Source organism: Mycobacterium bulgaricum (genome assembly GCF_041287165.2).
GTDB classification, from domain to species: domain Bacteria; phylum Actinomycetota; class Actinomycetes; order Mycobacteriales; family Mycobacteriaceae; genus Mycobacterium; species Mycobacterium bulgaricum.
This window is the reverse complement of record NZ_JBGGKV020000007.1, coordinates 174,454-195,961: the sequence shown is the minus strand read 5'-3', so window position 1 is coordinate 195,961 and position 21,508 is coordinate 174,454. Positions and strand designations below refer to the sequence as shown.

General features: G+C 67.9%; 19 protein-coding genes. 14 read left to right on the top strand and 5 right to left on the bottom strand.

The genetic code is table 11. The features are described from left to right. The first annotated feature begins 2 nt into the window (after positions 1-2). Complete coding sequence (gene dapC / locus ACAG24_RS19665) at positions 3-1,157, top strand: succinyldiaminopimelate transaminase (protein WP_370474996.1); 1,155 nt, start codon at positions 3-5, stop codon at positions 1,155-1,157. 39 nt (positions 1,158-1,196) lie between these two features. On the opposite strand, the gene ACAG24_RS19660 is transcribed toward dapC, so the two are convergent. Further along, the gene (locus tag ACAG24_RS19660; protein ID WP_370474961.1) at positions 1,197-2,120 is read right to left on the bottom strand and encodes a LysR substrate-binding domain-containing protein; all 924 of its coding nucleotides are present in this window, start codon (positions 2,118-2,120) and stop codon (positions 1,197-1,199) included. A gap of 71 nt (positions 2,121-2,191) precedes the next feature. On the opposite strand from ACAG24_RS19660, the gene ACAG24_RS19655 reads away from it, so the two are divergent. Continuing rightward, positions 2,192-5,638, top strand: a complete 3,447-nt coding sequence (locus ACAG24_RS19655; RefSeq protein ID WP_370474960.1) for a bifunctional proline dehydrogenase/L-glutamate gamma-semialdehyde dehydrogenase — start codon at positions 2,192-2,194, stop codon at positions 5,636-5,638. Between the two features lie 18 nt (positions 5,639-5,656). Here the strand turns inward: ACAG24_RS19655 and ACAG24_RS19650 are convergent, their stop codons facing one another. Together ACAG24_RS19650 and ACAG24_RS19645 are read right to left on the bottom strand one after the other, a co-directional pair. Beyond that, positions 5,657-6,157, bottom strand: coding sequence for an Rv2253 family sensor-like surface protein (locus ACAG24_RS19650; RefSeq protein ID WP_370474959.1), 501 nt, complete (start codon positions 6,155-6,157; stop codon positions 5,657-5,659). Positions 6,158-6,334: 177 nt separating this feature from the next. After that, positions 6,335-6,922 (bottom strand): TetR/AcrR family transcriptional regulator, encoded by a 588-nt coding sequence (locus tag ACAG24_RS19645; RefSeq protein ID WP_370474958.1) that lies wholly within the window; start codon positions 6,920-6,922, stop codon positions 6,335-6,337. Between the two features lie 192 nt (positions 6,923-7,114). On the opposite strand from ACAG24_RS19645, the gene ACAG24_RS19640 reads away from it, so the two are divergent. The 6 genes from ACAG24_RS19640 to ACAG24_RS19615 are packed head-to-tail and all read left to right on the top strand — an operon-like array spanning position 7,115 to position 13,027. Then, entirely contained in the window at positions 7,115-7,780 is a 666-nt protein-coding gene (locus tag ACAG24_RS19640; RefSeq protein WP_370474957.1) for an HAD family hydrolase, read from the top strand. 31 nt (positions 7,781-7,811) lie between these two features. Continuing rightward, positions 7,812-9,035 (top strand): sedoheptulose 7-phosphate cyclase, encoded by a 1,224-nt coding sequence (locus ACAG24_RS19635; RefSeq protein ID WP_370474956.1) that lies wholly within the window; start codon positions 7,812-7,814, stop codon positions 9,033-9,035. Continuing rightward, a complete protein-coding gene (locus ACAG24_RS19630; RefSeq protein ID WP_370474955.1) occupies positions 9,032-9,871 on the top strand; it encodes an O-methyltransferase in 840 nt (279 codons plus the stop codon). The genes ACAG24_RS19635 and ACAG24_RS19630 overlap by 4 nt, the downstream gene beginning before the upstream one ends. Then, on the top strand, positions 9,868-11,214 hold the full coding sequence (locus tag ACAG24_RS19625; RefSeq protein ID WP_370474954.1) for an ATP-grasp domain-containing protein: 1,347 nt from the start codon (positions 9,868-9,870) through the stop codon (positions 11,212-11,214). Before ACAG24_RS19630 ends, ACAG24_RS19625 begins: the two co-directional genes overlap by 4 nt. Beyond that, positions 11,204-12,244 carry a D-alanine--D-alanine ligase family protein gene (locus ACAG24_RS19620; protein WP_370474953.1) on the top strand — a complete coding sequence of 347 codons (1,041 nt, stop codon included), beginning with the start codon at positions 11,204-11,206 and terminating at the stop codon, positions 12,242-12,244. The genes ACAG24_RS19625 and ACAG24_RS19620 overlap by 11 nt, the downstream gene beginning before the upstream one ends. A gap of 6 nt (positions 12,245-12,250) precedes the next feature. After that, complete coding sequence (locus ACAG24_RS19615; RefSeq protein ID WP_370474952.1) at positions 12,251-13,027, top strand: TauD/TfdA dioxygenase family protein; 777 nt, start codon at positions 12,251-12,253, stop codon at positions 13,025-13,027. Here the strand turns inward: ACAG24_RS19615 and ACAG24_RS19610 are convergent. After that, positions 13,024-13,557 (bottom strand): NUDIX domain-containing protein, encoded by a 534-nt coding sequence (locus tag ACAG24_RS19610; RefSeq protein WP_370474951.1) that lies wholly within the window; start codon positions 13,555-13,557, stop codon positions 13,024-13,026. The genes ACAG24_RS19615 and ACAG24_RS19610 overlap by 4 nt on opposite strands. Before the next feature lie 41 nt (positions 13,558-13,598). On the opposite strand from ACAG24_RS19610, the gene ACAG24_RS19605 reads away from it, so the two are divergent. Both ACAG24_RS19605 and ACAG24_RS19600 read left to right on the top strand, forming a co-directional pair. Next, positions 13,599-15,017: an acyl-CoA synthetase gene (locus tag ACAG24_RS19605; RefSeq protein WP_370474950.1), complete on the top strand. Its 1,419-nt coding sequence runs from the start codon at positions 13,599-13,601 to the stop codon at positions 15,015-15,017. A gap of 131 nt (positions 15,018-15,148) precedes the next feature. Further along, positions 15,149-15,676, top strand: coding sequence for a M15 family metallopeptidase (locus tag ACAG24_RS19600; RefSeq protein WP_370474995.1), 528 nt, complete (start codon positions 15,149-15,151; stop codon positions 15,674-15,676). An 80-nt stretch (positions 15,677-15,756) separates the two neighbouring features. On the opposite strand, the gene dapD is transcribed toward ACAG24_RS19600, so the two are convergent. Then, the gene (gene dapD / locus ACAG24_RS19595) at positions 15,757-16,740 is read right to left on the bottom strand and encodes a 2,3,4,5-tetrahydropyridine-2,6-dicarboxylate N-succinyltransferase (protein ID WP_445206222.1); all 984 of its coding nucleotides are present in this window, start codon (positions 16,738-16,740) and stop codon (positions 15,757-15,759) included. A 58-nt stretch (positions 16,741-16,798) separates the two neighbouring features. Here dapD and ACAG24_RS19590 point away from each other — a divergent pair, with 58 nt between their 5' ends. The 4 genes from ACAG24_RS19590 (at position 16,799) to dapE (ending at position 21,456) form a co-directional block, all read left to right on the top strand. Then, a complete protein-coding gene (locus ACAG24_RS19590; protein ID WP_370474947.1) occupies positions 16,799-17,716 on the top strand; it encodes a LysR family transcriptional regulator in 918 nt (305 codons plus the stop codon). Positions 17,717-17,821: 105 nt separating this feature from the next. Further along, positions 17,822-19,324, top strand: coding sequence for an APC family permease (locus tag ACAG24_RS19585; protein ID WP_370474946.1), 1,503 nt, complete (start codon positions 17,822-17,824; stop codon positions 19,322-19,324). A gap of 19 nt (positions 19,325-19,343) precedes the next feature. Next, a complete protein-coding gene (locus ACAG24_RS19580) occupies positions 19,344-20,360 on the top strand; it encodes an aminotransferase class IV (RefSeq protein WP_370474944.1) in 1,017 nt (338 codons plus the stop codon). Between the two features lie 31 nt (positions 20,361-20,391). Next, the gene (dapE, locus tag ACAG24_RS19575; RefSeq protein ID WP_370474943.1) at positions 20,392-21,456 is read left to right on the top strand and encodes a succinyl-diaminopimelate desuccinylase; all 1,065 of its coding nucleotides are present in this window, start codon (positions 20,392-20,394) and stop codon (positions 21,454-21,456) included. Positions 21,457-21,508: the final 52 nt, after the last annotated feature.

Genomic DNA, 21,508 nt, shown 5'->3' with positions numbered 1-21,508 from the left:
AGCTGACCGGCTGGCGACGGGAATCGAAGTCGGCGACCCTGCCGGTCTTCCCGTGGGACACCCTCGCCGACGTGACCGCGGCCGCGCGTGCTCACGAGGACGGCATCGTCGACCTTTCGGTCGGCACTCCTGTGGACGACGTAGCCCCGGTCATTCGCGAGGCGCTCGCCGCCGCGAGCTCGGCACCCGGTTATCCGACGACACACGGCACCCCCGCGTTGCGGGAAGCGGCAGTATCCGCGTTGCACCGGCGCTACGGCATCACCGGTCTCGATCCGGCCGCCGTGCTGCCTGCCATCGGCACCAAGGAGCTCATCGCGTGGCTGCCGACGCTGCTGGGCCTCGGCGCTGGCGATACCGTCGTCGTTCCCGAGCTGGCCTATCCGACCTACGAGGTGGGGGCGCTGCTGGCCGGCACCGCGGTGGTGCGCGCCGATTCGCTGACTCAGCTGGGCCCGTCGGTGTTGTCTGGTCTTCGCGCAAGCGGCTCATCCGCCCCCGCACTGCTCTATCTGAACTCGCCGAGCAACCCGACGGGCAAGGTGCTCGGCGTCGAGCACCTGCGCAAAGTCGTCGGCTGGGCGCGTGAACGAGGCGTCTTGGTCGCCTCCGACGAGTGCTATCTCGGTCTCGGCTGGGACGCGACGCCGCTCTCGGTCCTGCATCCTGACGTCTGCGACGGCGACCACACCGGTCTGCTGGCACTGCACTCACTGTCGAAGACGTCGTCTCTGGCCGGTTACCGGGCGGGCTTCGTCGCCGGCGACGCGGCGGTGGTCGCCGAGCTGCTGGCGATCCGCAAACACGCCGGAATGATGATGCCGACACCGATCCAGGCCGCGATGGTGGCTGCGCTAGCCGACGACGATCACGAGCGCGAGCAGCGTGCGCGGTATCAGCGACGCCGGGACCTGCTGCTCCCCGCGCTGCGGTCGGCGGGCTTCACCGTCGATGACTCCGAGGCCGGGCTCTATCTGTGGGCGACGCGCGGCGAGCCGTGCCGTGACACGGCCGCGTGGCTTGCCCAGCGGGGCATCCTGGTCGCGCCGGGGGAGTTCTACGGGGCGCGCGGCGCGTCGCATGTGAGGGTGGCATTGACGGCGACGGACGAACGCATCTCCGCCGCGGTGCGGCGATTGGCGAACCCGGCGCGCTGAGCGCCGCTGACCGTCGCCGCACGCGCCCGATCGGCGAATTCAGGGCACGGCAAGGTCTTTCGGTACGACGGCCGCGAGCGCCTCGCGGCACGCCCGGATCGCCGGTGTCCGGCGCAGCGCAGCCCTCGTCGCGGTGAACACCGCGCGGCGTCGTGGGTCGACGTCGATGACGCGCAGCGCCGGTCGTCGGCGTACCCGCATCAGATCCGGGAGGATCGCCACGGCGTTCCCGCTCTCGATCAGTGCGATCTGCGCTTCGAGGTCGTCGGTCACGAACCGCACGTCGGGCTCGAATCCGGCTCGCCGGCAGAGTTGTTCGGCCCAATGCCGTGACGCTGTGCCGGCCGGCTCCATGGCCCACGGCAGACCCGCCGTTTGCTCGACCGAGGTGATGCGATCCCAGGGCTCGCCACTGGGCGGAACCGCAAGGCGAAGAAGATCCGTCGTGAGGGGCTGGCGGTCCAGGTCGGGGAACGAGCGTGCGGCGTGGCCCGGATACTCCTCGGCGATCACGAGATCGAACTCGCGCATCCAGGTCTCGTAGAGCGCCTGCTCGGGCTCGCGCTGAGACATCGTGACGCGCAGGCGCGGGTGATGCGCCGCGAGCTCGGTCAGCATCTGCGGCATGAAGGCAGAGGCCGCGGACTGGAAGACGGCGAGTCGGACGGTGCCCGTCGCCTCGGAGCGCCGGGCGGCGACATCCGACGCCGCCACCTCGAGCCGCTCCAGGATGGCCGCGGTGTGCTCGACGAGCACCTCGGCCGCCGGGGTGAGCCGCACCCGGCGACCGACCTTCTCCAGCAGCGGGACGCCGACCTCGTGTTCGAGCTGGGTCAGCCCCTGGGACACCGACGACGGGCTCTGGTGCAGCGCTTCGGCGACCTCGGCGAGCGTGCCGCGCAGGCTCAGTTCGTGCAGCAGCCGAAGGCGGCGGATGTCGAGGAGGTCCGGGCGCCTTTTCATCACTTCTACTTACTGTTCGACGTCAGAAATCATCGCTTATTCTAAGGTTCGCGCGGGCTGATGATGAGTACATGACGCGTATGGGTATCGACGAGCGGCTGGTGACCGAGGTGGAAACCCTGGTCAGACAGTGGCTCGACGAGGCCGCCGGACAACCTGTCGCCCCGGCCGCCCGCCGCCTGGCCGACGTCTTGCGAGACCCTGCGGGGCTGGACTTCACCGTCGGGTTCGTCGACCGGGTGATCCGTCCGGACGACAACCGCGTGGCCGCCGCCAACCTGCGCGAACTCGCCCGCAAGACACCACGATTCCTGCCGCGGCACCTTCGCCTGTTGATCCGGCTCGGCGCGGCACTGTCGATGGTCGCACCCGGCATCGTCATCCCGATTGCCGCGCGGGCACTGCGCGAGATGGTGGGCCACCTGCTCGTGGATGCCACCGATGCGCGGCTCGGCCGATCCATCGCGCGCATCCGCGAACGCGGCGTCTCGCTGAACATCAATCTGCTGGGCGAGGCGGTTCTCGGCCGGCGCGAAGCAGCGCGGCGCCTGACGGGCACCGAGCGGTTGCTCGCGCGCCCCGACGTCGACTACGTGTCGATCAAGGTCTCCGCCACCGTGCCGCCACACTCGGCGTGGGCCTTCGACGAAGCGGTCGACCACGTCGAGCAGAGTCTGCTACCGCTGTTCACCCAGGCGGCGAAGTCCTCCGCGAACTCCGCGGCCAAGTTCGTCAACCTCGACATGGAGGAATACCGCGATCTGGAGATGACCATCGCGGTGTTCACCCGGCTGCTGGACCGACCCGAGCTGCTCGACCTGGAGGCCGGCATCGTGCTGCAGGCCTACCTGCCCGATGCGCTGGGCGCGATGGTCCGCCTGCAGGACTGGGCCCGCGCCCGCCGACAGCGAGGCGGCGCGGGCATCAAAGTTCGTCTGGTCAAAGGCGCCAACCTGCCCATGGAGCGGGTCGAGGCCTCGCTGCACGGCTGGCCGCCGGCCACCTGGTCGACCAAACAGGACACCGACACCAACTACAAGCGGGTGCTCGATTACGCGCTCCGGCGCGACCGTACCGACAACGTGCGGATCGGCGTCGCCGGCCACAACCTCTTCGACGTCGCGTACGCGTGGACACTGGCAGGACACCGCGGCGTTCGCGACCGCGTCGATTTCGAGATGCTCCTGGGTATGGCCGAGGCGCAGGCCGAGGCCGTCCGTCGGACCGTGGGCGGACTCCTCCTGTACGTACCGGTCGTGCATCCGAAGGACTTCGACGTCGCGATCGCCTACCTCGTGCGCAGGCTCGAAGAGGGCGCCAGCCAGGAGAACTTCATGTCCGCCGTTTTCGAATTGCACAGCGATGACACGCTGTATCGCCGGGAACGGGACCGGTTCGTCGCCTCGCTGGCGTCGCTCGATGCAGTGTCCGACGACGGCGGGGTTCCGCAGCGGAACCGCTGCCAGGACCGGCGCACCGACGACCCGGAACTCTCAGCGCGGCAACCCTTCTCGAACGTCGCCGACACCGACCCCTCCCTACCCGATAACAGGGCGTGGGGGCGGACGATCACCGAACGCATCGCCGAGTCGACCGCAGGTGTCGCGCTGGTCGACGAGCACACCATGACAACCGCCGACGCCCTCGAAAGTGCTATCGCCACCGGTGTTTCCGCGGGTTCGAGCTGGTCGGCCCACTCGGGGGCCGAGCGTGCCGCCGTCCTGCGCCGCGCGGCCCGCAGTCTGGAAGCGGCCCGTCCCGAACTGCTCGAGGTGATGGCTGCCGAGACCGGCAAGACCCTCGACCAGGGCGACCCCGAGGTCTCCGAAGCCATCGACTTCGCCAATTACTATGCCTGCCTTGCCGAGGAGCTCGATGAGGTCGACGGTGCGACGGCGGTCGCGGCGGGTCTCACCGTCGTCACCCCGCCGTGGAACTTCCCCGTCGCCATCCCTGCGGGCTCGACACTGGCCGCGCTCGCCGCAGGCAGCGCGGTGATCATCAAGCCCGCCACCCAGGCTCGACGGTCCGGCTCCGTGCTGGTCCAGGCGCTGTGGGATGCCGGAATCCCGCGCGAGGCACTGCAATTGGTGCACCTCGACGAGGGCGATCTCGGTGTCCAGCTGATCTCCGACCCGCGGGTCGGCAGGCTGATCCTCACCGGCGCGTTCGACACCGCCGCCCTGTTTCGCACGTTCCGGCCCGATCTGCCGCTGCTCGCCGAGACCAGCGGCAAGAACGCCATCGTGATCACGCCCCACGCCGACATCGACCTCGCCGTGAAAGACCTCGTGTCGTCGGCGTTCGGCCACGCCGGCCAGAAATGCTCTGCGGCGTCGCTGGGCATTCTGGTCGGGTCGGTGGCACGGTCGGCGCGGTTTCGCGACCAGCTCGTCGACGCGGTGACGTCGCTGAAGGTCGGCTATCCATCGGACCCGACCGTGCAGATGGGCCCGATCATCGAAGCGGCGCAGGGCAAACTGCTGCGCGCACTGACCACCCTGGCGCCGGGGGAGCAGTGGCTCGTCGAACCCCGCAGGCTGGACGGCACCGGACGGCTGTGGTCGCCCGGCGTGAAGACCGGGGTGCGGCGCGGATCCGAATTCCACCTCACCGAGTATTTCGGGCCGGTGCTCGGGCTCGTCGGAGCTGACGACCTCGACGAGGGCATCGCGATCCAGAACCAGGTCGACTACGGACTGACGGCCGGATTGCACTCCCTCGACCGCCAGGAGATCGAGCGCTGGATGGACCGTGTCGAAGCCGGCAACGTCTACGTGAACCGGTCGACGGTCGGCGCCGTGGTGCGGCGTCAGCCGTTCGGCGGATGGAAGAAGTCCGTGGTGGGGGCGGGCACCAAGGCCGGAGGGCCGAACTATCTGATCGGCCTCAGCGACTGGCGGACCACGTCTGCGACCAGAGCCGGTCGGCTCACCGCAAGGATGCAGAAATTCCTCGACGGCACAACACGATTCGGTCTTGCCGGAGCGGCGATGGAGTTTCTGGAACGGTCGCTGGAATCCGACGCGTGGTGCTGGGAAGAGGAATTCGGCGTCGCCCGCGACGTGACGGGGCTGGAGGCGGAGAAGAATGTGCTGCGCTACCGGCCGGTGCCGGTGACGGTGCGCGCCGAGGACGACGTGACGGCGGCACTGCTCAGGGTCGTCGGTGCGGGCGTTCTCGCCGGCTCCGACGTCACGGTGTCGACGCCGGAAGCGCTCGACACCGTGGTCGTCGAGCATCTGCGCTCGTTCGGGGTCGCATGTTGCATCCAGGACACAGGTGCATGGCGGACAGCGTTGCGGGGCAACGCTCCTGAGCGCGTGCGGTTGCTCGGCGGCAGCCGTCAGACATTCGCGGAGGCCAGTGCCGGCCGAGCCGACATCGCGTTGTACGCGCAACCCGTCGTCGAGGCCGGCCGCGTCGAACTGCTCACCTTCCTGCGCGAGCAGGCGGTCTCGGTAACCGCGCACCGGTTCGGATCGCCGACGCCGCTCGTCGCAGATCTGTTCGGCTGACAGTCGGCGGGCGGACCCCTATGCCGGGTACGCCGCGACGGGCATCACGACGGTGCCCTTGCACACGCCTTCCAGGATCTCGGTCCGCCATGTCCCGTACATCGATCCGTCGAGCGTCGGCGCGTAGAAGACCAGCGACCGCGCCGCGGCGTACTCGCGGGGCACGTCGTCGCCGCGGTAGCACTCCCACTGCCAGTTGTAGTTGAAGATCCACTGCCTACCGTCCCATGTGTAGCGGGTCGGCTGGGGAATGGTCGGGTTGGTCGGTACCGGCCCGTCGGACGCCGTGGCCACGCACTGACCGGCGCACGACGTGGTGAACGTGTACTGGGCGCTGAAGTCCGGCTCCGGCTGCTGCGTCGCGATGCTGGTGCCGATCTTGTCGGACGCGAAGGTCACCACCGTGTAGCGCCCGCTCCAGTCCGCCGGAGCCGCGAGTGCCGTCGCCTCGCCGCAAACACAGGCCGCCGCAACAACAGTCGCGGATGCAAGCGCGTGGCGAGCCCCTCGGGCAGACATGGTTCCTCACTGTTCTGGCGTGGCACATGAAACGTAATTGCCTCACCCGTCAAGGTGCCTGACCGACACGGCAGGTACGGGCACGGTTGGATCACGGCTTGGTATCGGAGCGTCGTTCGCGGTCTCAGGTCGAATGGTGTTCGTGCCGAACGGACCTCGGGCCGTGCCGCACGGGTGTCAGCTCGGCGATTGAACCGCGGTCAGCACCAGGTCGACGGCGGCCTCGATCACCGCATCGTCGGGCAGCGTGCCGAACATCAGGGTGGGGCACGCGACCACGCCGGTGAGCATCGACACGGAAGCCTCCAGTCGGGCGCCGTCGAGCACCTCGGAAAGCATGCCCCGGAGCGGGCGTTGACCGTCGCTGTTGATGCGGTCCCGGACGCGCGCCATCTCCTCGACCGAGGCCCATTGGGCCATGACGGACAGGATGTGGTCGAGTCGCAGATCGACGACCGCCTGCCGGAAGACGCGTAGTTCGCCGATCACATCGGCCCGCAGATCTCCTGAGCGCTCCTGGTGCGGCATCTCGCCCAAGGCGTCGAGAGCCAGCATGATCAGGTCGAGGCGCGCCGGCCAGTGGGTGTACAGGGTGGTCTTGGAGTACCCGGCGATCTCGGCGACGTGTGCGTGCGTCAGCGCTTCGCACCCTTCCTCGATGAGGACCTGCAGGGCCGCGCGGCTGACATCGGCGCGGGTGCGTGCCACGCGCGCGTCCTTGCCCTGGGCCTCGGAGGGCCCGTCGTCGGCCGGTACCACCGTCACCTCCCTACCGAGTAGCGCTACCAGTCCGCAGAAGTTATCTAATGGTCATTTTGTTCATTAGTGGTAGACAGGTTCAGGAATGAACGCTTTGATCAGTACTGTACTTCGAGTTCATTAGATCGACGAGGTTTATCGCGGGATCGCACCGCGCGGCACTCGTAACGGGTTCCGCGCACAACCGGAAGGATGCCCATGTCCGCACTGCTCTTCGGCTCCATCAGCACCGTGGCCGACACGTCGGAACTACAACGCCGCGCCTTCAACGAGGCCTTCGAAGCGCATGGCCTCGGCTGGAACTGGTCTCGTGACGACTACCGGACCATGCTGGGCAACAACGGAGGCGAGGACCGGATCGCGCAGTACGCGAAGGATCGCAACGAGGATGTCGACGCCGTCGCCGTGCACCAGACGAAGTCGTCCATCTTCCAGGAACTGCTGTCGTCGGCCGGCGTGTCCGCGCGTCCCGGCGTCGTCGAGACCATCCGGCGCGCCCAGCAGGACGGGGTGCGGCTGGGTTTCGTGACCACAACGTCAGCGGACAACATCAGCGCGCTACTGACGGCGCTGGCACCGGAGGTCAGCGCCGACACCTTCGATCTGATCCTCGACAGCTCGTCGGTCACCGCGCCCAAGCCCGACCCCTCGGTCTACCGCCACGCACTCGAGCAACTGGGTGAGGACGCCGCCCACGTCGTCGCCGTCGAGGACAACGCCGGCGGGGTGAGTGCCGCCACGGACGCGGGTCTGACCTGCATCGCCTTTCCGAACGAGAACACCGTGGGCGCCGACTTCGCCGCAGCCGAGACGACGGTGGAGTCGCTGCACCCCGACGAGGTGGTCGCGCTTCTCAGGTCCTGACCGAGCGCACCCTATTTCCAGGAGACCGAAGATGAGCACCATGAAGGCCCATGTGACCGTGTCCGACAGCACGTTTCACGTCGAGGGCTACGAAAAGATCGAGTACGACCTGCAATATGTGAACGGCGTCTTCGACATCGGGCAATCGGCGCTGGCCGACTGCTACCGGCCCTACGGCCGCGCCCTGATGGTCGTCGACGAGACCGTCTACGCGCTCTACCGCGCACAGATCGACGCGTACTTCGCGCACCACGGCATCACATTGACCGTCCTTCCGATCCAGATCCGGGAGACCGCCAAATCGCTGGAGACGTTCGAGCGGATCGTCGGCGAGTTCGACGCGTACGGGCTGGTACGCACCGAGCCGGTCCTGGTCGTCGGCGGCGGCCTGACCACCGATGTCGCCGGCTTCGCCTGCGCGAGCTACCGGCGCAACACCCCCTACATCCGGATCCCCACCACGCTCATCGGGCTGATCGACGCCAGCGTGTCGATCAAGGTGGCGGTCAACCACGGAAAGCACAAGAACCGCCTCGGCGCCTACCACGCCTCGAAGCAGGTGTTCCTCGACTTCTCGTTCCTGCGAACGCTTCCCGAGGATCAGGTGCGCAACGGCATGGCCGAGCTGATCAAGATCGCCGTTGTCGGCAACGCCGAGATCTTCGATCTGCTGGAAGCGCACGGAGCCGACCTGCTGCGTACGCGGTTCGGTCATCTCGACGGGACCCCCGCGCTGCGTCGCGCCGGCGACCGGCTGACATTTCAGGCGATCGCCACCATGCTCGAGCTGGAGGCGCCGAATCTGCATGAACTCGACCTCGATCGGGTCATCGCGTTCGGCCACACCTGGAGCCCGACGCTGGAGCTGACCCCGCAGCGGCCGTTCTTTCACGGACATGCGATCAACATCGACATGGCGCTGTCGACCACGCTCGCCGAACTGCGCGGTTATCTGTCGGCGGCCGACCGGGACCGCGTGCTGGGTGTGATGAGCACACTCGGGCTCGCGCTTGACAGCGAGTATCTGACGCCGGAACTGCTTGCTGCCGCGACGGATTCGATCCTCAAGACCCGTGACGGGCTGCTACGGGCCGCGGTGCCGGATCCGATCGGACAGTGCCGCTTCCTCAACGACGTCACCACCGAGGAACTGGCCGAGACGCTGACCCTGCATAAGAAGCTGTGCCTGGGCTTCGACCGCGCGGGCGACGGCGTGGACATGTTCACGCCCGCCGAACCGGACCACGCCGGGTGAGCGGGCCCACGGCTGCGAGGATCGCCCGGCCCGTCACGCCGACGACGATCCTGGCCGCTGAACTCGACGACCTCGCCCGTGAGATCGACGCCGCCGCTGGAGTGCCCGCCGATGTCGCCGAGCGGTTGCGGCGTGCCCGGGATCTGGCTGCCGGCCTGGACCCGTACGTGGCCGCCTGCACGACGCCAGAGTCGGCCGACCTGGCGAGGTTGGCCGAGCAGACGGCGGAAACCGACTGGGCCAACAGGGATGCGCCCGACGGCGCGGTGTTCCTGGAGCAGGAGATGCTGTCCGGGCACGTCGAGGGGCAGGCGCTGAAGTTCCTGGTCTGGCTCAGCGGTGCACAGCACGTCCTGGAGATCGGCATGTTCACCGGGTATTCGGCGCTGGCGATGGCCGAGGCGCTACCCGAGGACGGCTCGCTGCTGGCCTGCGAGGTCGACGCCGAGGCGGCCCGATTCGCACAGCAGAGCTTCGGGTCTTCCCCAGCGGGACAACGCATCACGATCGCCGTCGGACCGGCGATGGACACGTTGCAGGCCCTGGCCGGGACAGCCGGCGGCCGCACGTTCGACTTCGTGTTCATCGACGCCGACAAAGCCGGCTACCTGGACTACGTGAACTATCTGCTCGACAGCCCGCTGTTGAGCCCGGATGCCGTCATCGTCGTCGACAACACGCTCATGCAGGGTCAGCCGTACACGGGGCAACAGCGATCGGCCAACGGTGACGCGATCGCCGCGTTCAACACGGCGATCGCCGACGACCCACGGTTGGAGCAGGTTCTCCTGCCGCTGCGGGACGGGGTGACCCTGATCCGTCGGGCCGGTCAGTGACCGGGGTCGCGCACGCTCCCCGCGCCGCGGTTGCCACGCCGGGTTCGGCCAACCCGGGGCGCACCGTGCTGGTGATGGCCGGTCTGTTCGCGACCCTGCCGGTCGATCTCGCCGTCGTCACGGCGGCGCTGGTACGCGGCGCGATGTCGCCGCCGCGGCGTCCGCCCGCCGAGGACGCCAGGACTGTGCTGATCACCGGCGGCAAGATGACGAAGGCGCTGCAACTGGCCCGTTCGTTCCACGCCGCGGGGCACCGCGTCGTGCTGGTCGAGTCCGCCAAATACCGCTTCACCGGTCACCGCTTCTCGCGGGCCGTCGACAGGTTCTATGTCGTCCCCGATCCCGCCGACGCCGAGTATGCGCGGGCGCTGACCGACATCGTGCGTCGGGAGGGCATCGACGTGTTCGTGCCCGTGTCGAGTCCGGCGGCCAGCGTCTTCGACGCCGACGTCGGCGATCTGTTGCGCGGCTTCTGCGATGTGCTGCACGCCGATGCCGAGACGGTGCGCCGACTGGACGACAAGGACCAGTTCAGTGTGCTGGCACGCTCGTTGGGCCTCCAGGTGCCCGACTCGCACCGCATCACCGACCCCGCGCAGATCGAGCATTTCCAGTTTCCCGCCGGGCGCGACTACATCCTCAAACGCATCGCCTACAACCCGGTGGGTCGGATGGACCTCACCCGGCTCGGCGCCGACACCCCGCACCGCAACGCCGAATTCGCCCGGTCCCTCGACATCTCCGAGGACGATCCGTGGATTCTGCAGGAGTTCGTCGAGGGCCGGGAATACTGCACGCACAGCACCGTGCGCGACGGCGCCGTGCATCTCTACGGGTGCTGCGAATCGTCGGCGTTCCAGGTCAACTACGCCTATGTCGATCATCCTGAGATCCGTTCCTGGGTACACCGATTCGTGGCGGGGCTGAACCTCACCGGCCAGGTCTCGTTCGACTTCATCGAGTCGGCAGGTGGCGGTGTGTATGCGATCGAATGCAACCCCCGCACCCATTCGGCGATCACGATGTTCTACGACGACGCCCGCGTGGCGCACGCTTACCTCGACGACGGGTACCCGACCGTCGTGCCGGAACCCGTTGCGCGAGCGACGTACTGGATGTATCACGAGCTGTGGCGCCTGATCACCGGGCCGGGTCGGTGGAGTCGGTTGCGCGGCATCATCTCCGGCAAGGAGGCGATCTTCGACTGGAAGGATCCGCTGCCATACCTGATGGTGCATCATCTGCAGATCCCGTCGTTGTTGATGCAGAACCTCCGCAGCGGCCGCGGCTGGAGCCGCATCGATTTCAACATCGGCAAGCTGGTGGAGCCCGGTGGCGACTGATCTTCCCCCGGTGCGCACCGTGCTCCACCTCGTCGGGTCGCCGGTCGATGAGTTCTTTGCAGAGCTCTCGGCGCTCTACGCGCGGGCCAGCATGGAGGCGCTCGCCGACGCGCAGCGCTATCGGATGCTGGTGGCCTATGTGGCCCCCGGTGGTCGGTGGTCCTTCCCGGACGACCTGTCCCCGCCGTCGCTGGCCTCCGCATCGCCGATGTCGTTGCCGCAGGCGATGTCTCACATCGAGAAGATCGCCCCCGATGTCATGGTGCCGCAGATGTTCTGCCTGCCCGGGATGACCGTCTACCGGTCCCTGTTCGACGCGCTGGGGGTCCCCTACCTCGGAAGCCGCGGTGACGTGATGGCCCTCGGAGCGGACAAGGCGAAGGCGCGGGCGGTCGTCGCCGCGGCGGGCGTCAATGTCCCCGAGGGGTGTGTCGTACGCGACCGTAGCCGCACCCACCTCGAGTATCCGGTTGTGGTGAAACCTGTTTCGTCGGACAACTCCGTCGGGGTCACGCTCGTGACGTGTGACGACGACTACGGGCCGGCCGTCGACGACGCGTTGGCCCACGACGATGCCGCGCTCGTCGAGACGTTCGTCCCGCTCGGTCGAGAGGTGCGGTGCGGCATCGTCGTCCGCGACGGGGAGCTGATCGGTCTGCCTTTGGAGGAGTACGCCGTCGATGCGGTCGCGAAGCCGATCCGCACCCGTGCGGACAAACTCGACCGCGACGCGAACGGGGACCTGCGTCTGGTGGCCAAGAGTGCCGACCGGGCCTGGACAGTCTCCACCGACGACCCTGTGACGCAGAGGGTCTGGGCCGCCGCGCGGCGGTGCCACCAGGCGCTCGGCTGCCGCGACTACAGCCTGTTCGACTTCCGCATCGACCCGTCGGGTGAACCGTGGTTCCTCGAAGCGGGTCTGTACTGCTCGTTCGCACCGAGCAGCGTGGTCGCCACCATGGCCGCGGCCGCGGGTGTGGAGGTGCGCCAACTGTTCGACGACGCGTTGGCCGAACTGGCCGGAAGGTAGACACGTATGCATGCGAATGCCCTGACGCCGCTTGGCGCCGAGGTGACAGGAATCCGCGTCGACACCCTGGATGCGCCTGCGGTGCAATGGATGCGGACCGTGCTGGCCGAGCACGGTGTGGTGATCTTGCGGGACCAGCAGGTCGACGACGACGCGCTGCTGCGGTTCCTGAAGAGCTTCGGCGACATCCAGTTCACCGTCGGTGAGACGCCGGTGTCGACCCATCCCGATCTGAACGTGGTGACCAACGTGGGGCGCAGTCGTCCGCCGCGGTCCACCTTCCACGTCGACACCAGCTACGTGCGCACCCCTCCCGCGTACACCGCGCTACGCGCGGTGACGGTGCCGGAGGAGGGTGGGCAGACATTGTTCAGCAATCAGTACCGCGCCCACGACACGCTGCCCGACAACATCCGCGACGGACTCGTGGGCCGGGTCGTCACGCATGTGGCCACCGGCGTGACCCTCACCGACGGGCAGGAGTCCGCCGCCGAGCACCCCGTCCTGCACCGGCACCCCGTCAGCGGACGGACGTCGCTGTATCTGTCCGCGCTGCAACGCTGTGCCTCCCTGAGTGGCATGTCCGCCGACCAGTCCGCAGAGACGCTGTCGTATCTGCTCGCGTTCTCCACGCGGGTCGACAACGTGCTGCGCCACCACTGGGCCCCGGGAGACGTGGTGATGTGGGACAACCGCTGTGTCATGCACTGTGCGGACCACTCCGGGGTCGTCGGCGACCGCGTGCTGCACCGGGGGATGGTCAGCGACGCCGCCGCCTGCTAGTCGCGCAGCAGCATCTGGGTCCATGCAGCCATCGTCTGGGCATCGGTGATGACCCCGCTGCGCATCATCTCTTCGACCTCGGCGCGGGCGAACCAGGCGCTGCGCATGTCCTGCTCTTCGTGCTCGCGGTCGTGCGGGCCCTCGGTGATGCCGGTGGCCAGGAACACCCGGCCTCGCTGGCTGCTGATTCCCGGCGCGACGTCGAGCAGGCCGATCTCGGTCATCGTCGCGGCGATCAGCCCCGTCTCTTCACGCAGTTCGCGGGCGGCGAGTTCGGGCCCGTCGAGCTCGGCCCGGTCGGGGGCCGTGCCCTGCGGGAACTCCCAGCGGCGCAGCCCCAGCGGATACCGGAACTGCTCGACGAGATGGAAGCGATCGCCGTCGCGAGGGATCACCAGCGCGTAGGTCGGCCGATCTACCACCCCGTAGATTCCAGTGCTCCCGTCAGCCCTACGGACATTGTCCTCGCGAACCGTCATCCAAGGGTTTCGGTACACCTCGCGCGATCCGAGCGCCTCGATGTAATCCACGCCCACAGTATGGCGGGGTGGTGGGGGTAGCCTCACGTTCTGTGCTGCTGGCGTCCTTGAACCCCGCGGCCGTGGCGGCGGGGGCGGACCTCGACGACGCGGTGCGCATCGACGGGGTGTCCCTGAGTCGAAGTGATCTGGTCGGGGCGGCGACGTCGGTCGCCGAACGCGTCGGCGGCGCCTCCCGCGTTGCGGTGTTGGCCACGCCGACCGCCGCGACGGTGCTCGCCGTCACCGGTTGCCTGATCGCCGGTGTCCCCGTCGTCCCCGTACCCGCCGATGTCGGCGCAGCCGAGCGTCGGCACATCCTGGAAGACTCGGGGGCGCAAGCCTGGCTCGGTGAGCTCCCCGAGGACACCGGTGGGCTCGCCCATGTCCCGGTGCGGCTGCACGCCCGGTCCTGGCACCGCTATGCCGAACCGCCGCCGGACGCCCCGGCGATGATCATCTACACCTCGGGCACGACCGGACTTCCCAAGGGCGTGGTGGTCAGCCGCCGTGCGATCGCGGCCGACATCGACATGCTGGCGCACGCATGGCAGTGGACGCCCGACGACACCCTCGTCCACGGGCTGCCGATGTATCACATCCACGGTCTGGTGCTCGGCCTTCTCGGCTCGCTGCGGATCGGGAATCGCTTCGTGCACACCGGAAAACCCAAGCCCGAGTTGTACGCGCATGCGGTCGGTGAGCTCGGTGGCACGTTGCTGTTCGCGGTCCCGACGGTGTGGTCGAGGGTGGTCGACGACGGTGCCGCGGCGCGGGCGCTGGCGCCGGCCCGCCTGCTGGTCTCGGGCAGCGCCGCACTGCCGGTTCCGGTGTTCGACGGGTTGTCCTCTCTCAGTGGGCATCAGCCGATCGAGCGCTACGGGAGCACCGAGACGTTGATCACGCTCAGCACGCTGGCCACGGGGGAGCGCAGGCCGGGCTGGGTGGGGTTGCCGCTCGACGGAGTGACCACACGTCTCGTTTCCGACGACGGGACGGCGCTGGCCCATGACGGGGAATCGATCGGACAGCTACATGTGCAGAGCCCGACGCTGTTCGACGGCTACCTGAACCGCGCCGATGCGACGGCCGAGGTGCTCGGCGACGACGGCTGGTATCGCACAGGTGATGTCGCGGTGATCGACGAGGGGGGAATGCACCGGATCGTCGGACGCGAGTCGGTCGACCTGATCAAGAGCGGCGGGTTCCGGATCGGCGCAGGCGAGATCGAGTCGGTGCTGCTGGACCACCCCGGGGTACGCGAAGTCGCGGTGATCGGGGCGCCGGACGCCGACCTCGGGCAACGCATCGTCGCGTTCGTCGTCGGCGACGCCCAGCCCGATTTGCTGATCGACCATGTCGCACAGCAACTTTCGGTGCACAAGCGACCGCGGGAGGTGCGCATCGTCGACAGCCTGCCACGCAACGCGATGGGCAAGGTGCTGAAAAAGGAATTGGCGCAGTGGGTCTGAGGCCTGCACCGCGAGCGCGCGTGTCTGCTCGCAACACGCCGCCACTTTCCGTGATTATACGCGCGCTCGTCGCGATCGGCGGCGCGCTGACCGCCACGCTGCTGGCGGCGTGCGGGAACGCGCCCGAGGTGATGCTTGTGCAGACCAGCATCACCGTGCCCCCGGCGCCCATCCCGGCGGCGCCGCCGTCCGACACGCTGTCCATCGGCGCCGCGGCCGTCGACACCACCGGCGGGTGGCTGCCCGACGGCACCATGCTGTCGCCCTTCGACACCGCCAACCCGATTCTGTCGCAACTTGATCCGGCATTGCTGACAGCCGTACAGGACGCCACCCGCGCTGCCGAGGCGGCCGGGGTCGCGCTCATGGTCACCTCGGGCTGGCGGTCAAAAGGCTTCCAGCAGAGGCTCTTCGACGACGCGGTCGTCAGCTACGGCAGCGTCGAGAAGGCCGCCGAGTTCGTCGCCACTTCGGAGGTGTCCAAACACGTGATGGGGCAGGCGATCGACATCGGCCCCGTCGCCGCGGATCAGTGGTTGATCGCCAACGGCCGCCAATTCGGGCTGTGCCAGATCTATGCCAACGAGATCTGGCATTTCGAGCTGGCCGTCGACGGCCAGGGCAACTGCCCGCCGCTGAAGCCCAACGCCGCCGGGTAGCGCCGCGGCGAGCGTGCGCAAACTCGCCGAAAAACCCGGTGTGTCGGCCACAGACACGCACGCTCGCGGGGAGGCGCGAACTAGTTCGCGTGCAGCGCCTCGTTGAGCGTGATGCCCGTGCCGTCGCGCTTGACCACCTCGACCGCGCCGGTCACCGAATTACGCCGGAACAGAAGGTTGTTCGCCCCGGAGAGCTCGCGTGCCTTGACCGTCTCACCATCGGTGGTCGTGACCTTGGTACCGGCGGTGACATACAGCCCGGCCTCGATGACACAGTCGTCGCCGAGTGAGATGCCCAGGCCCGCATTGGCGCCCAGCAGGCAGCGCTCGCCGACCGAGATCACCTGCGTGCCACCGCCGGACAGCGTGCCCATGATCGACGCGCCGCCACCGACATCGGAGCCGTCGCCGACCACGACGCCCGCCGAGATGCGGCCCTCGACCATCGAGCTGCCCAGTGTGCCCGCGTTGAAGTTGACGAAGCCCTCGTGCATGACCGTGGTGCCCGCCGCCAGATGCGCGCCGAGCCGCACCCTGTCGGCGTCGGCGATGCGCACCCCCGAGGGCAGCACGTAATCGACCATCCGCGGGAACTTGTCGACGCCGTAGACGGCGACCTGGCCCCGGCGGCGCAGCCGGGCGCGCACGGTTTCGAACCCGTCGACCGCGCAGGGGCCGTGGCTGGTCCACACGACGTTGGTCAGCACGCCGAACAGTCCTTCGGCGTTGAGCCCGTGCGGTGCGACGAGGCGATGTGACAGCAGGTGCAGGCGCAGGTACGCGTCGTAGGCGTCGACTGCCTTGTCCTGCAGCGACGCGATGGTCGTGCGGACGACGACGACGTCGACGTCGCGGTCCTCGTCGCGGCCCGTCAGCTCGGCCAGTTCGGCGGGCACCTCGGCCACCGACAGGCGCACCGTTCCCGTTTCTCCGTCGCCGCTCAGTTCGGGTGCGGGAAACCAGGTGTCGAGGACGGATCCGTCGGCTGCGATGGTGGCGACGCCGATGCCGGACGCTCCAGAAACAGAAGTCACGGTGCCCAAGGCTACCGGTGGGCCTAGCATCGCTTGACGGGGTCCCGACCAGGCCAGGAGGAGAACCACGACCGCTGGAGTCCACGCCGTGACCTTGCGTCAGCTGCGCTACTTCGCCGTGCTCGGCGAGGAGCTGAACTACCGGCGAGCTGCCGAGAAGCTCTTCATCACCCAGCCGGCGCTGTCCACCGCGATCAAACAGCTCGAGCACCAGTTCGGTGTCGTGCTCTTCCACCGCAACACCCGCGAGGTGGCGCTGACCGACCTGGGGGCGGCCTGGCTGCCCCAGGTACAGCAGGCGATCTCGGGCGTGGACGCGATCGTCGACAACCTGATCATGCTGTCCGGTACCCGCCGCGGGGTGCTGCGTGTCGGGTACCTGATCGGCACCGGCGCCGATCTGCTGTTCCGGCTCGTCCGCCATTTCGAAGCCGCCTACCCCGACGTCTCCGTCGAACCCATCGAGTACGACTTCTCGGACCCGACAGCGGGGCTCGCGGACGGCACCACCGAGGTCGCCATCATCCGGCCGCCGGTAGACCTGCCCGACCACCGCATGCTGATCCTCGACTCCGAATCGTGGGTGGCGTGCCTGCCGCGCGACCACCGGTTGGCCGAGCGTCGCGAGGTCGAGATCGCCGAACTTCTCGACGACCCCATCGTGTGTGCCCCGCTGACAGCCGGCACCTGGCGCGACTACTGGCTCGCGATGGACGTCCGTGGCAACCGGCCGCCCACCATTGCCGCGGTTGCGGCGACCTACGAGGCCGAGACGACGGCGATCGCGCGCGGCCTGGGCATCAGCTTCACCACGTCTTCGGTCGCACGGTTCTACGACCGGCCCGGCATCGTCTACGTGCCGATCAGCGATCGACCGCACAGTCATACGGCGCTGGCGTGGAACCCCGCCGACCTCACGCCGCAGGCGGACGCGCTGGTCAGGCACGTGCAGGCGCAGTGGAGTTTCGGCGACGCACCCGATCAGCATGCCGACGGCCACCACTGATAAATCCGGTTTATGAGTAGATCAAAATATGAAACTTCCGGTGGCCGCCGGATGGCGGTTTCCTGTCCCCAGGTGTTCTTCCGACTGGTTTGACCTGGAGCGACCATGACCGACGCAATAGCCCCACCCACTCATTCACCGCAGCGTGGCCTCAGTGCCGAGGACGCGAAGCTCGCAGAGCTCGGCTACACGCAGAAGCTCGACCGCTCGGTCGGCAAGCTGGCGTCGTTCGCCATCGGCTTCGCGACGATCAGCGCCACCACCGCGGTCTTCACCGGATTCGGCGCGGGCTACTTCACCGCGGGCGCCCCGTTCGTGTGGACGCTGCTGCTCGCCGGAGCCGTGTTCGCGCTGTGGACGTTCATCGCCGCCGACCTGACCGCCAAGCTGCCGCTCGCCGGCTACTCCTATCAGTGGATCAGCCGGATCAACGGGCCCAACCTCGCCTGGTTCACCGGCTTCATCGCGTTGATGGGCTGGGTCTGCGGCATGACCGGCGTCGGCTTCATCCTGTCCGGCTACCTGGGCGGGCTCATGGGGTGGAGCATGACGCAGACGACGCAGATTCTGCTCGCCATCGGCGTCGTGTTCGTCTGCGTGCTGATCAACATCTATGGCGTGCGTTTCGCGACCATGGTCAACAACATCGGCGTCAGTCTCGAACTGGTCATCACCGTCGGCGCCACCGCGCTGATCGCCATCATCGCGTTCTCGGCGCCCGAGAACCACCAGCCGATCTCGGTGCTGTTCACCGGCGGCGAATCCGGTGACAAGGACTCCTACATGCTGGCGTGGCTGGCCGCCGCGCTCGGTCCGTTCTTCGGGCTGATCGGTGTGGAGTCCGGCGCCGACGTGGCCGAGGAGACCAAAGACGCGCGCCGGGTGGTGCCCAAGACCATGTTCTACGCGCTGGTCACCTCGATCGTCATCGAGTTCCTCATGTACGTCGTCTACGTCCTGGCCATCAAGGATCCCGTTGCGGTAGAAGCCAACTCGGCCGCGCCCATCGAGGAGATCATCACCCAGCAGGCCGGCCCCACCGTCACCAAGATCGTCGTGGCCATCGCACTGACCAACATTCTCGCGTGCCTTCTGGCCAACATCCTGGTCGCGACCCGACTGACGTACTCGATGGCCCGCGACAACATGCTGCCGTTCTCCCACGTGTGGCGGCACGTGTCGCCGAAGAGCAAGGCGCCGACGTTCGCCGTGCTCGGATTGGGTTGCCTGTCAACGCTTCTGCTGCTCTCAGCCCTGGTCAACGAGAAGGCGTTCAACTACATCATCGGCATCGCGTCCCTGCTGTTCTTCTTCGTCTACATCCTGCAGACCGTCGGGCTGCTCGTCGGCTACAAGCGCGGAACCATCCCCGCGGCCGAGCCCGGAACGTTCGACCTGGGACGGTGGAGATTGCCGCTGTACGTGACCGCGCTGGTCGTGTTCCTCGGCGTCGCCGTCGCCCTGCTCTTCCTCCCGCAGTTCACCAGCAACAAATGGGTGTTCCTCGGCATCGTCGTGCTCGCCGCCATCTGGTGGGCCACCGGCCTCAAGTCACGCCTGAGCAAGGGCGACGCCGGCGCTAACTACGCCAAGACCCACAACCTCTGAGATCTGAAAAGGACTGACAATGACCGTCACTGATCAAGGCACCTCCAACCTCGTCGCCGTCGAACCGGGCGCCATCCGCGAGGACACCCCTCCCGGCTCGGTGATCCAGTACAGCGACTACGAACTCGACACCTCCAGCCCGTTCGCCGGCGGCGTCGCGTGGATCGAGGGCGAGTACATGCCTGCCGAGGAGGCGAAGATCTCGATCTTCGACACCGGCTTCGGACATTCCGATCTGACCTACACCGTCGCGCACGTGTGGCACGGCAACATCTTCCGGCTCGGGGACCACCTCGACCGCCTGCTCGACGGTTCCCGCAAGCTGCGACTCGACCCCGGCTACTCGAAGGACGAACTCGCCGAGATCACCAAGAAGTGCGTGAGCCTGTCGCAGCTGCGCGAGTCGTTCGTCAACCTGACCGTTACGCGCGGCTACGGAAAGCGCAAGGGGGAGAAGGACTTGTCCAAGCTCACCCACCAGGTGTACATCTACGCGATCCCGTACCTGTGGGCGTTCCCGCCCGCCGAGCAGATCTTCGGGACGACGGCCGTCGTGCCGCGCCACGTGCGCCGCGCCGGCCGCAACACCGTCGACCCCACCATCAAGAACTATCAGTGGGGCGACCTGACCGCCGCGAGCTTCGAGGCCAAGGACCGGGGCGCCCGTACGGCGATCCTTCTCGACTCCGACAACTGCGTCGCCGAGGGTCCCGGATTCAACGTCTGCATCGTCAAAGACGGAAAGCTGGCCTCCCCCTCACGAAATGCGTTGCCGGGCATCACGCGCAAGACGGTGTTCGAACTCGCCGACCAGATGGGCATCGAGGCCACGCTGCGCGACGTCACCAGCCACGAGCTGTACGACGCCGACGAGCTGATGGCCGTCACCACGGCCGGTGGTGTCACCCCGATCAACAGCCTCGACGGGGAACCGATCGGGAACGGCGAGCCCGGCCCGATGACCGTCGCCATCCGCGACCGGTTCTGGGCCTTGATGGACGAGCCGTCGCCGCTGATCGAGGCCATCGAGTACTAGGAATCGGGGGCCGCCCGGCTAACGTGGTCCTGTGCTCGACTTACACGGTGACCCGATCGCGCTGACCGCGGCCCTGGTGGACATCCCCAGCGAGTCGCGCCACGAGAAGCGGATCGCCGACGAGATCGAGACCGCCCTGCGGGAGCAGACCACCGGCTTCGAGGTGATCCGCAACGATGACGCGGTTCTGGCCCGCACCGACTTCGGGAAGCCGTCGCGCGTGCTGCTGGCGGGCCACACCGACACCGTCCCCGCCGCGGACAACGTGCCGAGCCGGTTGGCCGACGGGGTGCTGCACGGCTGCGGAACCTCGGACATGAAGTCGGGCGATGCGGTGTTCCTGCACCTTGCTGCGACCGTCCCCGATCCGGCACACGACATCACGCTGGTCATGTACGACTGCGAGGAGATCGAGGCGACCGCGAACGGGCTGGGCCGCATCGAACGCGAGCTCCCCGACTGGTTGGCGGCCGACGTCGCCATCCTCGGTGAACCGTCGGGCGGATTCATCGAAGCCGGATGTCAGGGCACTCTGCGGGTCGTCGTCAGCGCGGCGGGGACCCGTGCGCATTCCGCGCGATCCTGGCTGGGCGACAACGCCATTCACAAACTCGGTGCGGTACTGGCACGGCTGGACGCATACCAGGCCCGCAGCGTCGACATCGACGGCTGCGTCTACCGGGAAGGGTTGTCGGCCGTGCGCATCGACGGCGGTATCGCAGGCAACGTGATTCCCGACGCCGCGACCGTCACCGTGAATTTCCGTTTCGCGCCGGACCGCAGCGTCGAACAGGCTTACGCGCACGTCCGAGAGGTGCTCGACGGACTCGGCGTCACGATCGAGCTCACCGACTCCGCCGCGGGCGCCCTGCCAGGTCTGACCATGCCCGCGGCCGCGGCGCTGGTCGACGCCGCCGGCGGGCAGGTGCGCGCGAAGTACGGCTGGACCGACGTGGCGCGGTTCGCGGCGCTGGGCATACCCGCCGTCAACTACGGGCCCGGCGACCCCAACCTGGCGCACCGGATCGACGAGCACGTCGACGTCACCCAGATCACCGCGGTCACCGACACGTTGCGGCGGTATTTAATCGGTTGACCCCGCCGATAACCTGAACACATGCTCTCGCGCTGACGACCCCGGGTCTTTC